Origin of the sequence: Caballeronia jiangsuensis, from assembly GCF_046030135.1 — a bacterium.
In the GTDB taxonomy this organism is placed as follows: Bacteria; Pseudomonadota; Gammaproteobacteria; order Burkholderiales; family Burkholderiaceae; genus Caballeronia; species Caballeronia jiangsuensis.
Genome location: NZ_JAQQDB010000021.1, coordinates 109,517 through 123,507, shown reverse-complemented (window position 1 = coordinate 123,507; position 13,991 = coordinate 109,517). Strand labels below are relative to the sequence as shown.

Genomic DNA, 13,991 nt, shown 5'->3' with positions numbered 1-13,991 from the left:
ACCACCGTTACCGCCACCACCATGGCCGCCGCCGTTACCGCCGCCGCCATTGCCGCCACCGCCATGGCCACCAACGCCGTTGCCACCGCCGCTACCACCACCACCGTTGCCGCCACCGCCGTTGCCGCCGCCATTGCCGCCACCGCCGTGGCCACTACCTGAGCCGCTGCCGCCGCCATGACCGCCAGGCGAGCCGTTGCCGTGACCGCCATCGCCGTGACCACCGTCGCCATGGCCAGCACCACCGTGTCCGTGTCCGCCGTCTCCGTCGCCATGACCGTGGCCATCGCCGTGACCGTCGCCGTGACCGTCGCCGTGGCCAACACCATGACCGTCGCCGTGGCCATCGCCGTGACCGTCGCCATGACCGTCGCCGTGGCCAACACCATGACCGTCGCCGTGGCCATCGCCGTGACCGTCGCCGTGACCGTCGCCGTGACCGTCGCCGTGACCATCGCCATCGCCGTGACCGTGGCCATGACCATGTCCGTGACCATCGCCGTGACCGTCGCCATCGCCGTGGCCATGACCATGTCCGTGGCCATCGCCGTCACCGTCGCCATCGCCGTGGCCATGACCATGCCCGTGACCATCGCCATCACCGTCACCATCGCCGTGACCGTGGCCATGTCCGTGGCCATCGCCATCACCACCGCCATGACCGTGGCCATGCCCGTGACCATCGCCGTCACCGTCACCATCGCCATGACCGTGGCCATGTCCGTGACCATGGCCATGTCCGTCGCCACCGGTGTCGCCGCCCGAATCTCCACCCGAATCGCCGCCGGAATTGCCACCGCCCGGCCCCGAGCTGCCGTTTCCACTTCCCGTCGATCCCGTACCCTTGCCGCCGCCCGAGTTCGTGCCGCCAGCGCCCGCCGTCGAGCCCGGTCCGCTACTCGCCGACCCCTGGCCCGAGCCGGTGCCCGAGCCGGATCCGGACGCCGATCCAGAGCCGCTCGAATTGCCGCCGCCCGAGCTCACCCCGGCCGATCCCTCGCCGCCGCGCCCGCCCTGGAGCAAGGGCACGACCGCCGACACCGTGTCGACCGTCGGTTCCGTCGACGGCGATACGCTCGTCGACGAATCCATCGCTGCAACCGTCATCACGGCGCTCGGGCCGATCGGCACACACCCCTCGGAAGTCTGGTTGCCGCAAGGATTTCCCGCCGTTTGCGCCGACGCGAAATTCGACATGGCCGCCGCGATCACGATCACACTCAGTTTGATCGCGGTATTCAATTTGAATTTTTTAGGATTACTCATGTGTGCCCCTTGTAATGTTTCTTCGCCACGCGTCCACCTGGAGAGTCAAACGCGATGTGGGGCAAGAATGACAGGCTGTACGCAGCCTTCTGTGCGGTACTGAACCGGAGACGAGGGCGTCGTCGTTTCGCGCCGTGCGCGAGCGCGCAGAGAACGTTTGCGGACGATCAGGAGAGCCGGAATGGTTGCGCCCGTCGCGGCTTCGCTCGCCGAAGTCATGGCCGGGAATGACGGCCATCGCGACCGTGCGCGTCGAACATCGAAGAAGCGGCGTGCGCCGAAGCCCCGCATGCGAGGCGCTTCTTGTGGGCTTGTTTCGAAAGCTGGATGTAGGCTATCTGTATGGAAGGAGTGTCGTCAAGCGCACTCTGTGCGATGAACCGCAATTCTCGATGAGGCCGCAAATCACCGCCCCTATCCGCTGATCAAATAGGCGAGATCGAGGTTATCGAAAATTTGAACTAGAGTTATTTATTGTTCGCTTTCCTGATCGTATTGCGCGGTGCGCGCCCGAATTCGTCGAAGTTAAGCGCGTGCCGGAACCGGGCTTTCTTCGTTCGAAACGAGACGATAACGACCCGCATGCATCCGATGAATCAGACCACGAACGTCGCACTGATTGCCGGCCAAGTGATGTTCATAAGAATTAGGAATACAAAACAACTGAAGATCGATGTTCATCCGACACATCGTATCCATCAACCGGAGGGTGTCATGCAAAGATCGAAAAGAGTCGCCTGCGTGGAGGCGACGGCGGTAGTCGCACTGGCGTTAGCGAGCGCCAACGTCGCACATGCGGACGATGAAGTCATCGTGAATACGAATCCGGCGGCATCGCGCGACGCAGCGCCGGATATATCGAGTCTCAAGCCGGTCGTCAATGTGCTTCTGCCGCCGGATACATCCACGATCGTCCCGAACACCGGCCCGGAGCCATATCCCGCGGGCGTGAACACGCAGAGCGGCATCGTGAGCAATGCGCAGACGAGAGCGTATGGCGACTTCGGCATTCCCTATACGACAGGCCGTGTGCAGGACGGCAACCAGAGCGCGTCCGGCACTACCAGCGCGAATTACCTCAGCACGACCTATCCGTATCGGGCGATCGGCAAACTCACGTTCTCCGCCGGATACTGCACCGCGAGCCTGATTCGCAGAAGCGTGATCGTCACGGCGGCGCACTGCATTCAGGCGTTCGGAAGCGGCAATACGCTGTACTCGGGCTGGCAATTCAGGCCCGGGCATTACGGCGCTTCCGGAGCCACCGCCGCCCAGATCGCGCCTTATGGCACATGGACCTGGGCCGGGCTCGTCCGGCCATCGACGTGGGCGAACGGCACCGACACCGGATCGGGCTCGGCGCGCAACAACGATATCGCGGTCATCGTGATAGCGAAGAACGCATCGAATCAGTTCATCGGCGATATCACCGGTTATCTGAACTATGGCTATAACAACTATTCCTTCATATCGACGCCAAAGACCGGCAATCTTCAGACCGCTGCGGTGACGACCTTCGGCTATCCCGCATTGATCGATGGCGGCGCGATCATGCAGCGCACCGATGGCCCGACCTATACGACGACGGTCAGCGGCGCATCGCAACTCTGGCAGGGCAGCAATCTCACGGGCGGCGCAAGCGGCGGACCGTGGATCGTGAACTTCCGGGCGCGCGATGCGGTTCTGTCCGGCGGCGCGGCGGTGGGCAATTCATCGACGCTCGCGATCGTCGGCGTGACCTCGTGGGGATCGGCGGATCCGAACGCGAACAAGGACAACTACGCGTCGCAGTTTCGTCAGAACACCCAGTATCCGAACGCGACTTATGGCAACTATGGGTCGGGCAACATCGCATCGCTGCTGAATACGCTGTGCAGTGGCGCGGCGCCGGGCGGCGGTACGTTCGGATCGCAGGGATATTGCAACTAGCGCAGGCTTCGGTGGCCCGCCGGTCGGACGGACCATGGGCCACCGTCGGTCGCTTCGGACGAGATCGAACGCGTCACATCGACGCTGCCAGCAGCCACACGATTCCAGAAAACGACTCGAGAACCAGCGCTTCAGACGAATTCGCTGGAGCATGCCTGAAACGCCCGTAAAATAGGAAGCGATCCGGGCCGCAAGCGAGACGCGGCTTCTCACTTCATCGGCAGCACCGCCCAGGCATGACGAAAGACGACACCACTCACGTCCGCGCACATGGCGCGTCGAGCAAGCGCAAACGGCTCGGCCGCCCGACGGGCAACATCAATCAGCGTGAGAACATCCTCGATGCAGCCGAGGTAGATTTCTCGCAGCGCGGCTACGCGGGCACGTCGCTCAAGGAAGTGGCCGCGTCGTGCGGTGTCACGCAGGCGCTCATCACGTATTACTTCGGCACGAAGCAGCAGCTTTTCGAGCAGGTGTTCCTGCGCCGCGCGATGCTCATCTCCGAGGAGCGCGTAACGCTCCTGCATGAACTGTCCGACGGAAAGGATGCGAGTGTGCGCGACATCGTGCGCGCGTTTCTGCTGCCGCTCGTCGCGCTGCGCAAGACCGACGGCGGGCGTGCGTTCATTCGTCTGCAAGCGCGGCTGCACACGGAGCCGCCCGAAATTTCGTACAGCCTGCGCAGCACCGCATATGGCGATTCGACCGATGCCTACGTCGAAGCCCTGCGCGCCGCGCTGCCCGGCCTCCCGGCGAAAGATCTCTACTGGCGCGTGACGATGATGATCGGCGCATATCTGTACGCGTTCTCCGACACCCATCGTCTCGACGTGCTCGCCAAGGGCGCGTGCGATCCGTGGGACGCGAACGAGACGCTCGAACAGCTGACGAACTTCATCGTCGGCGGGCTGGAGGCGCAGGCGAGCGCGTCATCGGCGAGCGCGAAGAAGACCAAACCAAAGACGCCCCGCACTGCGCGCGCCGCCTGACAAGTATCAGCGTCGCAGGCCGATTTCCATCGATTCGATGACCTGCGCGATGGTCGAATGCATCGATGCGAGCGTGGCGCCGGGCAAGTCCGACGACGCGGTTTCGCCGATCATCTCGCGCAGCGTCTCCTGCACATCCGCCGATGCCTGTTGCGGCAACGCCGCCGCGATCACGCTGATCGCAGCGGTCAGACCATGCAGCTTGCCGGTCAACGATTCCAGTTCCTGAGTCATGTGTGCTTCCTGTCGTTACGGTAAATGAAGCGGGCCGCCCGTCATGCGGCGGCCCGCGGAAAATCAGGCGTGTTCCGTTTCCGGATGCGCCTTGAGCTTGACGAAGAGCGCGATGCCGGCGATCACGGACGGCACCGCGAGCAGCGCGAAGACGGCGGGCAGGCCGAGCTTCCATTGCGCGAAGAGACCGCCGAGCGCGACGCCCGCGATGCCGCCGAAGCGCCCGACGCCATACATCCACGAGACGCCGGTTGCGCGGCTTTGTGTCGGGTAGAACATTGCGGCGAGCGAGGGCATCGACGATTGCGCGCCGTTCATCGTCGTGCCCGCGAGAAAGATCACGGCGCTCACGAAACCGATGCTGCCGATCGCCTGACCGACCACGAAGATGAACACGGCGGTCAGCAGATACCCGAGCATCACGACGACGTTCGCGTTGCAGCGATCCATCAGCCATCCCGACGCGATCGTGCCGATGCCGCCGCCGAGCGGGAAGAGCGCGGTGAGCAGCGCGGCGCGCTCGGGCGTGAAGCCGGCTTCGTTCATGAGCAGAGGCATCCAGCTCATCAGCAGATAGAAGATGACGAGGCCCATGAAGTAGACGAGCCACAGCATCAGCGTGCCGACGACATAGTTGCGCGACAGGATCGCGCCGACCGACGACTTCGCGTGCGTCTGCGCGCGCTCGGACAGGCGGAACGAATCGATGCGCGCGAGATCGAGCGGCGCGATCTTCGAGAGCGGCTTCCAGATCTTCTCCTTCGGCGCGCCGCGTCCGACGAGATAGCGCACCGATTCCGGCACGAGCATCACGACGAAGCATGCGAGCACGAGCGGCAGCACGCCGCCTACGACGAAGAGGCTATGCCAGCCGAACGCGGGTATCAGCCACGATGAGATGAAGCCGCCGAGCGCCGCGCCGACCGTGAAGCCGCAATACGTCGTGTTGACGATGATCGCGCGGCTTTTCGCGGGCGCGTATTCGGAGACGAGCGTGATGGCGTTGGGGATCGCCGCGCCCAGGCCGATGCCTGTCAGAAACCGCAGCGTGACGAGCGATTCGATCGAGCCGCTGAATGCGGTCGCGAGGCTCATCGCGCCGAAGAAAGCCGTTGCGGCGATGAGCACGGCGCGCCGCCCGAAGCGGTCCGCCGCCGGGCCGGAGACGACCGCGCCGGCCGCGAGCCCGAAGAGCGCGGCGCTCAGTACGGGCGCGAGCGCGCCCTTCGTGATGCCCCAGCCTTTGACGAGCGCCGGCGCGATATAGCCGATAGCCGCCGTGTCCATGCCGTCGATCAGCACGATCAGGAAGCACACGCCCATCAGCGTCCATTGGAAGCGCGAGAAGCGGTGCGCGTCGATGAACTCCTCGACGGGCACGTTCCCGCTCCACGCATCGCCACGGTCGGATGCCGTCGAATGCCCGGCGCGCGGCGGAAATGCCGGGCCAGTGTGAAGCTCTGCTTGCGACATGTACAACTCCTCGTTGCCGACGGCTCGCGCCGTCCATGAATGCCACTGGGCCGGCGACATGCCGGTGTTCACGCGAAGCGGGGGCCCGCCGGTTTCGACGCTGGTTTATTATATGTATCTATAATTAATAAACGCAATTGGGAAAAAATAAGTCGCCGCGCGTGTGAGGCGCGGGATTCGAAGGAGGGGAAAGAGGGGGAACTGCGGAGGAGAGCAAAACACCGCCCCGATCGCTCACGACCGAAGCGGCTTCAAACAACAACCTACTGACTGGCACCCACTCCGATACCCGCCTTCTTCTGCGCGTTCTGAATGTCCTGCGGATAACTCGCGTCGTCGTTCTTCGCGGGGTTGTAGCCCGCATCTTCCAGCTTCTTCAGCTCCGCGTTTTTCTTCGCGCGTGCCTGCTTGCGTGCGGCCTTCTTGTCCGCCTTCGTGGCCGGCGCGGCTTGCGTCGTGCCGGTGGCGGTCGTCGCGCTGTCCTGCGCGCTCGCGAGCGGCGCGGCCGTCACGCCGAAAGCGGCCACCATCAACGAGACGGCGAGTTTGCTGCCAAACGTTGCTTTCATATCCTCTCCATGGATCGATTGATCAACAAGCAACCAGCAATCACTTCCCGGGCCGATGATGCCTTGCTCGTGGCCGCGGCGGCATGCGTATCGAATGTCGCGGATTCATTGTAAGGCGGGCCGCTCAAACGTTCAGCAGCATGAAAGCATCCGAACGAACGTGCCGAAAAGCGCTACAGTGCTACCTTTCACGAACATGCCCGAAGCCCGTCACGGCGCGGAACCGAACCGGGTATGATGCGCAGCGGCTGAAACAATAACTACAACTTTCGCGATTGTCGCCGTCATAAGGGCTGTTCGAGACATCGGCCCGGCGCGCGACGTTCACGCTTACTCGGAGCTGTCTATGCCATTGCGGTCCGGTGTCGACGAGGCCAGTTTTCGTCGCATTCTCTTTCGCAACATCGCGCTGCCGCTCGGAACGGGACTCGTCACGGCGATCGCGTTCGTCGTGCTCGTGCTGTATCTGCTGTCGGGCATCAACTGGGTCGAGCATTCGGAACGCGTGATCGGTAACGCGCAGGAACTCGGACGGCTCGTCAGCGAAAAGGAAAGCGCGATTCGCGGCTATCTGATCACGGGCGACGAAGCGTTTCTCGCGCCCTATGAAACCGCGAAACCGAAGCTCGGCGCCGATATCGACACGCTCGCCGATCTCGTCTCCGATAACGCGCCGCAAGTCGATCGCCTGATCCGCATTCGCGCGTTGCAGGCGCAATGGGACAAGGTCGCCGACGGCTTGATCGACGCGCGCCGCCACGCCCAGGATTCCGTCGCGCTCGTGCGCGCGGGACGCGGCTCGGCCGAACGCGCGGAAACCGAGCGCGAACTCGCCGCGTTTCTCAACATCGAGCAGACCTTGCGGCTGCAGCGCGTGGAATCGGCGAAGCAGTTGACGACCATCACCGTCGCCGTGTTTCTGTTTTTGAGCCTGACGCTGTCCGTGATTCTCGCGATCTTCGGCAGGCGCGAGCTGATGCAGCTTTCCAGTGCCTTCGGCGCCGCGATCGGCGAACAGGAGCGTCAGACGCGCGCGCTGCAGGAGCAGGCGTGGCTGAACGAAGGGCAGACGCAACTCGCGGAAAAGGTGATCGGCCAGCAATCGCTCGATCAGCTTTGCCGGACGATTCTCGATTTCCTCGCGGACTATCTGAAGGTGTCGATCGGCGCGTTCTACGTCCGCGAAAACGATGGCGCATTGAAGCGTACCGCGAGCTTCGGCTTCGATCCCGACAGCGCACCGGTTCCCGATTCGCTCGCGGGCGTGAAGAGCCTCGTCGGACAGGCGGTGCACGCGCGCAAGCTGACGAGCATGAACGACGTGCCCGCCGGCTACTGGAAGGTGACGTCGGCGCTTGGCGCGAGCGTGCCCGCGAGCCTCGTCATCGTGCCGATCGAAAACGAAGGCCAGGCGAACGGCGCGATCGAACTCGGCGCGATGCACACGCTGACCGAGCGCGACCAGCAGTTCCTGAAGACGATCGCGGGCAATATCGGCGATTACGTGGAGGCGGCGCAGTATCGCGAGCGTCTGCAGCACGTGCTCGAAGAAACGCAGCAGCTGAACGAAGAACTCCAGATGCAGCAGGAAGAACTGCGCACGACCAACGAGGAACTCGAACAGCAGACGACGGCGCTTTCGCAGGCGCAGGTCTATCTCGCGAATCAGAAGGCGGAGCTGGAGCAGACCAACGATCAGCTCGCCGAGCAGGCGCGCGTGCTCGACGAACGCAACGTCGCGCTCAACGCCGCGCAGGGCGAACTGGAAACGCGCGCCGAGGCGCTGCAGCGCGCGAGCCGCTACAAATCCGAGTTTCTCGCGAACATGTCGCACGAACTGCGCACGCCGCTCAACAGCTCGCTGATTCTCGCGAAGCTGCTCTCCGAGAACAAGGCCGGCAATCTCACGAACGACCAGATCAAGTACGCGCAGACCATCTATTCCGCGGGCAACGATCTGCTCAATCTCATCAACGATATTCTCGATCTCTCGAAGGTCGAGGCGGGCAAGCTCGATCTGCATATCGAAGACGTGCCGTTGCAGCGGATCATGGACACGCTCTCGCGCACGTTCGAGCCGCTCGCCCGGCAGAAGAAGCTCAGGCTCGAACTGCGCAACGATATCGACGACTATCCGACGCTCACGACCGATTTCCGGCGTCTCGAACAGATTCTGAGGAACCTGCTGTCGAACGCGGTGAAGTTCACGGACGCGGGCGCGGTGTCGCTCGTGCTCAGGCGCGCGGGCGAGGGCGCAGTGCAGTTCGTGGTGACGGATACGGGCATCGGCATTGCGCCGGACCAGCTCGAAGCGATCTTCGAAGCGTTCCAGCAAGCCGACGGCACCACGAGCCGTCATTACGGCGGCACGGGTCTCGGGCTGTCGATTTCGCGCAGCCTCGCGCATCTGCTCGGCGGCGATATCGCGGTGCGCAGCGCGCAGGGCACGGGCAGCACGTTCACGCTGACGATGCCCATCGCTTACGGCGCGGCCGCGTTGCCGGGAACGGTCGAGCAGGCGCCGGCGTCCGTCGCCATCGAAGCAAAGCTGCCGGCCGAGCAGCCGATCGAAGTGATCCACGTCATCGACGACGATCGCGCCGACGCCGCACCCGGCCGCCGCCTCGTTCTGGTCGTGGAGGACGAACCGGACTTCGCGCAGGTGCTGCTCGATCTCGCGCACGAACTGGGCTATCGCTGCATCGTGAGCGGGACAGCGGGCGAAGCGCTCAAGCTCGCGCAGGACAGCGCCCCGAACGCGATCCTGCTCGACATCGGCCTGCCGGATCGCTCGGGGCTCGTGGTCTTGCAGGAACTGAAGGCGAATCCGAAGACGCGGCATATTCCGGTGCATGTCGTGTCGGCATCGGACAGAAGCGAGGCCGCGCTGCATCTCGGCGCGATCGGCTACGCGGTGAAGCCGACCACGCGCGAGCAACTGACGGCGATCTTCCAGCGGCTCGAAGAGAAGAGCAGCCAGAAGATCAAGCGCGTGCTGCTCGTCGAGGACGATGCGCGGCAGCGTCAGAGCATCGTCGAGCTGATCAGCGATGCGGACGTGGAAATCACGCCGGTCGAGTTCGGCCGCGACGCGCTCGAACTGCTGAAGACGACGATCTTCGACTGCATGATCATCGACCTGAAGCTGCCCGACATGCAGGGCGGCGACCTGCTGCGGCAGATGGCCGGCATCGACGCGTATTCGTTCCCGCCGGTGATCGTCTACACGGGCCGCAATCTCACGCACGACGAGGAAGCGGAACTCATGCGCTACTCGCAGTCGATCATCATCAAGGGCGCGCGCTCGCCGGAGCGCCTGCTCGATGAAGTGACGCTGTTCCTGCACAAGGTCGAAACGGATCTGTCGGCGGATCGCCAGGCGATGCTGCACGTCTCGCGCTCGCGCGATCGCGTGCTGGATGGCCGCCGCGTGCTGCTCGTCGATGACGATATTCGCAACATCTTCTCGCTATCGAGCGCGCTGGAGCATCAGGGGCTGAAGGTGGATATCGGCCGTAACGGTTTCGAGGCGATCGAAGCGCTCGACAGGCATCCGGACATCGACGTCATCTTGATGGACGTGATGATGCCCGGCATGGACGGACTCGAAGCGACGCGGCGCATCCGCGAGGACGCGCGTTTCAGGAAGCTGCCGATTATCGCGATCACGGCGAAGGCGATGAAGGACGATCAGGAGCAATGTCTCGCGGCGGGCGCGAGCGATTATCTGGCAAAGCCGATCGACGTCGACCGGCTTTACTCGCTGCTGCGCGTGTGGATGCCGAGGCGCGTTTAAATATTCAGCGCGCGCTTGTCCACCGCCAGCGCCGCCTCGCGCATCACTTCCGACAACGACGGATGCGGATGGCAAATGCGCCCGATATCCTCGCTCGCCGCCTTGAATTCCATCGCCACGACCGCTTCGGCAATCAGATCCGACGCGTTCGCGGAAATGATGTGCACGCCGAGAATCTCGTCGGTTTGCGCATCCGCGATGATCTTGATGAAGCCGTCCGTTTCGCCGATGCCCATCGCCCGGCCGTTCGCGAGCATCGGGAACTGGCCGGCCTTGATCGCGCGGCCTTCGGCCTTCAGCGCCTGCTCGGTCTGCCCGACCCACGCGATTTCCGGATGCGTGTAGATCACCCACGGAATGCAGTTGTAGTCGATGTGCGGCTTCTGCCCGTCGATGATCTCCGCCACGAGCACGCCTTCGTCTTCGGCCTTGTGCGCGAGCATCGGGCCGCGCACGACATCGCCGATCGCGTAGACGTTGGGGACTTTCGTCGCGCAATGGCCGTCGACGGGAATGAAGCCGCGCTCATCCGCTGACAGGCCGATGGAATCGAGGCCGAGATCGTCTGTGTTCGGCACGCGGCCGATCGACACGATCAGGCGATCCGCCTCCAGCGTCTGCGCGTTGCCGTCCTTGTCCTGGTACGAAATGGAGACGCTCGAATCCGTCGTCTGCACGCCGTCGATTTTCACGCCGAGGTGAATCGTCAGGCCCTGCTTCTTGAAGAGCTTCGCGGCTTCCTTTTGCAATGCGGCATCGGTCGTGCCGAGGAACTCGGGCAGCGCTTCGAGTATCGTCACTTCCGCGCCGAGCCTGCGCCACACGGAGCCGAGTTCCAGCCCGATCACGCCCGCGCCGATCACGGCGAGCTTCTTCGGCACGGAGGTGAAGGCGAGCGCGCCTTCGTTGTCGGAGACGATCTTGTTGTCCACCGGCACGTTCGGCAGATGACGGGCCTTCGAACCCGTCGCGATGATCACATGCTGCGCGGTGTGGCTTTCGCTCTTGCCGTCGCCGCTCACGTCGATCTTGAAGTTGGCGCCGTCCTTGCCCGCGAGCTTGCCGTGACCTTTGAGCCACGTGATCTTGTTCTTGCGAAACAGGAATTCGACGCCGCCCGTGATCTTCTCGACGATCGCTTCCTTGCGCCCGACCATCTTGTCGACATCGACGGCAAGGTTGTCCATCGTGATGCCGAGATCGCCGAAATGCAGTTGCGCCTTCTCGAATTGCTCGCTCGACGCAAGCAGCGCCTTCGACGGAATGCAGCCGACATTCAGGCACGTTCCGCCGAGCTTCGGCTTCCCGGCGTGGTTGATCCATTCCTCGACGCACGCGACCTTGCGGCCCAGTTGCGCGGCGCGGATCGCGGCGATATAGCCGCCGGGGCCGGAGCCGATGACGATGACATCGAAGTCGGCCTTTTGGCCTGAAGCGGCGGCGGGCGTGGACGCGGGTGCGGCTGCGGCTGCGGCAGGCTGCGCCGGTTGAGCAGGTTGCGCGGCGGGTTTTTCCGGAGCGGGGGCGGGCGCGGCGGCGGAAGCCTTCGCTTCCGTATCGATGATCGCGAGCAATTCGTCCGCGTGAACGATGTCGCCTTCCTTCTTCACCACTTCCGCGAGCGTGCCGGCGGCGGGCGCGGGCACTTCGAGCACCACCTTGTCCGTTTCCAGTTCGACGAGGATTTCGTCTTGCGCCACGGCGTCGCCCGCTTTCTTCTTCCACGGCAACATCGTCGCTTCGGTGACGGATTCGGAAAGCTGCGGAACCTTGACTTCAACCCTGGCCATTCAGATTCTCCTTGTGAGCGATTTCTCGCGATTGGAAACGTCAGGCGTCGCATGTCTCGCGGATGCGGCCTTCGCAGGCCGGGCCGGCGCGCCGAAGTCGTAGGATACGCCCTGTCCGCATGGTGCGCGCGGGATATGGCCCGCGTTCGGTGCGCCGCTCCGTCTTTTTGCCGTCGCTATATTCAGTGGTATATTACGAGGCACGTCAGGCCAGCCGATCGAGCACGAGGTGATCATGCAGACCCCTCCGTTTCAACTTGCCCGCACGAGCGCGCTCGGCGCACGCGACGCATGCTGTCAGCCGACCGAGGCCGATCTGCGCACGTCCCGCCGTCGCGCGCGTCTCGCGGAACTGGATTCGCATCTGCATTGCTCGGTCATCGGCACCTGTCTTTCGACGGGCGAACTGCGCAAGCTCGTGCCGAAGTTCACCGACCTCGACCGTCATCACGCAAGCGATCTCGAGATTCATCATGCGGCCGTCGAACTCGCGATTGCGGGCGGCCCGGGCGCGAAGGCGCTGAACAAGGCGCTCGACGAACGCTATGCCGGCGCGATCCGCCGTTTCGACGCCGCGCGCGATCCGCAGACGCTGCTCGATTTGTGGAACGACGCGCTGAAATCCGGCGATATTCCGCCCGCGTACTGGGCGCTGATGTCGCATCCGCACGCGAGCATCGAAGTGCGGCAGTCGGCGTTCGGCGAGCTGCACATGCTGTCGCATCTGGTCGGCGCGGCGAATCGCGCGGATATCCGGCGTCTTGTCGCGCTGGAATCGCAGAATCAGGAACTCAGGGAAAAGATCGAGCGCCAGCAGGCGCGTCTGCTCGAATTGAGCGCGGAACGCGATGCGTCCGTCAGGCAATCGAACGAGCACGCGCTGCAGCTCGCCGCGCTCGGGCAACGCAAGGCGGACCGGTCGGCCATCGATATCGAATCGGAAGTCGAGCGTCTGCGCGAAAAGGTCGAGGACGGCGAGCGTCGCCTCGCGCTGCACACGAGCCGCCGCGAGGCCGCCGAGCAGCGCGCGCTGTCCGAAGAGGAACAGACGCGCGCGTTGCGCAACAAGCTCGGCGAAGCGCAGGCGCTCTTGAAGGTGGTGCAGGCCGAATGCGCGGCGCTGGAACGCGCGACGCTCGATGCCGACGATCAACCCGGCGCGCGCCGCCGCGGCATCGATTGGGTGAGTGGGAAGCGCGTTGTCTATGTCGGCGGAAGGCCGAATTCGAATGCGGTGCTGAAGGCGCTGGTCGCGACGGCGGGCGGTGAGCTGATCGTTCACGACGGCGGCATCGAGGATCGCAAGGGGCTACTCGCGGCCGCGCTGCCTAACGCGGATGTGGTGCTCTTTCCCGTCGACTGCATCGATCATGATTCGATGAGCATGCTGAAGCGCGTCTGCGAGCGGCATGGCGTCGAGTATTCGCCGCTGCGCACGGCGAGCGTCGCGAGTTTCGTGGAATTCGTCGCGCGGCTGACCGCGAGCGCGCAGAACACGCACGCGAGCGCGCCGCCGCCCTCCGCATTCTGCCTGCGTCACGGTTAAGGCTTGAGCAACTGCGTGAGCGATTCGATCTGCCCGGCGCAGGCCGCTTGCGCCTGCGCTTCGACATCGCGATAAAGCCGGACAATGCTCTCGCCGACCGGCGTCAGCACGCAGCCGCCGCCGCTTTGGCCGCCTTGCTCGGAAATGGTCGCGGGCGATTTGAGCGCGCGATTGAGCTCGTCGATGAGCAGCCACGCACGCCGGTACGACATGTCGAGACTGCGCGCCGCCGCCGATATCGAGCCGTGCTTGCGCACCGCTTCCAGCAGCGAAACCTTGCCCGGACCGATCGCGATCGTTTCGCCCTTCATGATGCGTATGCGAAAGCGCACTTCGGCGGGCTGGTTCGCCGTGTCAGTGACCTTTGCGCTTGCGGTGGTTTTCTGGGTCGTCGCCATG

At 64.0% G+C, this 13,991-nt stretch carries 11 protein-coding genes and 1 pseudogene; 5 read left to right on the top strand and 7 right to left on the bottom strand.

Annotated features, from left to right (window positions below):
* On the bottom strand, positions 1 to 737 hold a 737-nt coding region (locus tag PQR08_RS22395), incomplete at its 3' end, for a hypothetical protein (RefSeq protein WP_408162333.1).
* A gap of 107 nt (positions 738 to 844) precedes the next feature.
* Between PQR08_RS22395 and PQR08_RS22390 the strand changes: the two genes are divergently transcribed.
* The 3 genes from PQR08_RS22390 (at position 845) to PQR08_RS22380 (ending at position 4,184) form a co-directional block, all read left to right on the top strand.
* Positions 845 to 1,369 carry a hypothetical protein gene (locus tag PQR08_RS22390; protein ID WP_408162331.1) on the top strand — a complete coding sequence of 175 codons (525 nt, stop codon included), beginning with the start codon at positions 845 to 847 and terminating at the stop codon, positions 1,367 to 1,369.
* A 611-nt stretch (positions 1,370 to 1,980) separates the two neighbouring features.
* On the top strand, positions 1,981 to 3,195 hold the full coding sequence (locus PQR08_RS22385; RefSeq protein WP_222946746.1) for a trypsin-like serine peptidase: 1,215 nt from the start codon (positions 1,981 to 1,983) through the stop codon (positions 3,193 to 3,195).
* A 236-nt stretch (positions 3,196 to 3,431) separates the two neighbouring features.
* Entirely contained in the window at positions 3,432 to 4,184 is a 753-nt protein-coding gene (locus PQR08_RS22380; protein ID WP_238210750.1) for a TetR/AcrR family transcriptional regulator, read from the top strand.
* A gap of 6 nt (positions 4,185 to 4,190) precedes the next feature.
* Here PQR08_RS22380 and PQR08_RS22375 read toward each other — a convergent pair whose 3' ends face one another.
* From PQR08_RS22375 to PQR08_RS22365, 3 genes are all read right to left on the bottom strand, one after another.
* Positions 4,191 to 4,418, bottom strand: coding sequence for a hypothetical protein (locus PQR08_RS22375; RefSeq protein ID WP_238210749.1), 228 nt, complete (start codon positions 4,416 to 4,418; stop codon positions 4,191 to 4,193).
* A gap of 63 nt (positions 4,419 to 4,481) precedes the next feature.
* Positions 4,482 to 5,891 (bottom strand): MFS transporter, encoded by a 1,410-nt coding sequence (locus tag PQR08_RS22370; RefSeq protein WP_408162328.1) that lies wholly within the window; start codon positions 5,889 to 5,891, stop codon positions 4,482 to 4,484.
* 263 nt (positions 5,892 to 6,154) lie between these two features.
* A complete protein-coding gene (locus PQR08_RS22365) occupies positions 6,155 to 6,460 on the bottom strand; it encodes a DUF4148 domain-containing protein (protein WP_238289636.1) in 306 nt (101 codons plus the stop codon).
* Between the two features lie 346 nt (positions 6,461 to 6,806).
* On the opposite strand from PQR08_RS22365, the gene PQR08_RS22360 reads away from it, so the two are divergent.
* The gene (locus tag PQR08_RS22360) at positions 6,807 to 10,256 is read left to right on the top strand and encodes a response regulator (RefSeq protein WP_250485752.1); all 3,450 of its coding nucleotides are present in this window, start codon (positions 6,807 to 6,809) and stop codon (positions 10,254 to 10,256) included.
* Here the strand turns inward: PQR08_RS22360 and lpdA are convergent.
* Both lpdA and PQR08_RS22350 read right to left on the bottom strand, forming a co-directional pair.
* The gene (gene lpdA, locus PQR08_RS22355) at positions 10,253 to 11,662 is read right to left on the bottom strand and encodes a dihydrolipoyl dehydrogenase (RefSeq protein ID WP_250485940.1); all 1,410 of its coding nucleotides are present in this window, start codon (positions 11,660 to 11,662) and stop codon (positions 10,253 to 10,255) included. The two genes, PQR08_RS22360 and lpdA, sit on opposite strands and share 4 nt — an antisense overlap.
* Positions 11,663 to 11,827: 165 nt before the next feature.
* Positions 11,828 to 12,046 (bottom strand): annotated as a pseudogene (locus tag PQR08_RS22350) (biotin/lipoyl-containing protein); the annotation flags it as partial.
* A 235-nt stretch (positions 12,047 to 12,281) separates the two neighbouring features.
* Between PQR08_RS22350 and PQR08_RS22345 the strand changes: the two are divergent.
* Positions 12,282 to 13,592 (top strand): DUF2325 domain-containing protein, encoded by a 1,311-nt coding sequence (locus PQR08_RS22345; RefSeq protein ID WP_250485753.1) that lies wholly within the window; start codon positions 12,282 to 12,284, stop codon positions 13,590 to 13,592.
* Here the strand turns inward: PQR08_RS22345 and PQR08_RS22340 are convergent.
* Positions 13,589 to 13,990 (bottom strand): winged helix-turn-helix domain-containing protein, encoded by a 402-nt coding sequence (locus PQR08_RS22340; protein ID WP_187608486.1) that lies wholly within the window; start codon positions 13,988 to 13,990, stop codon positions 13,589 to 13,591. The two genes, PQR08_RS22345 and PQR08_RS22340, sit on opposite strands and share 4 nt — an antisense overlap.
* Position 13,991 lies beyond the last annotated feature (1 nt).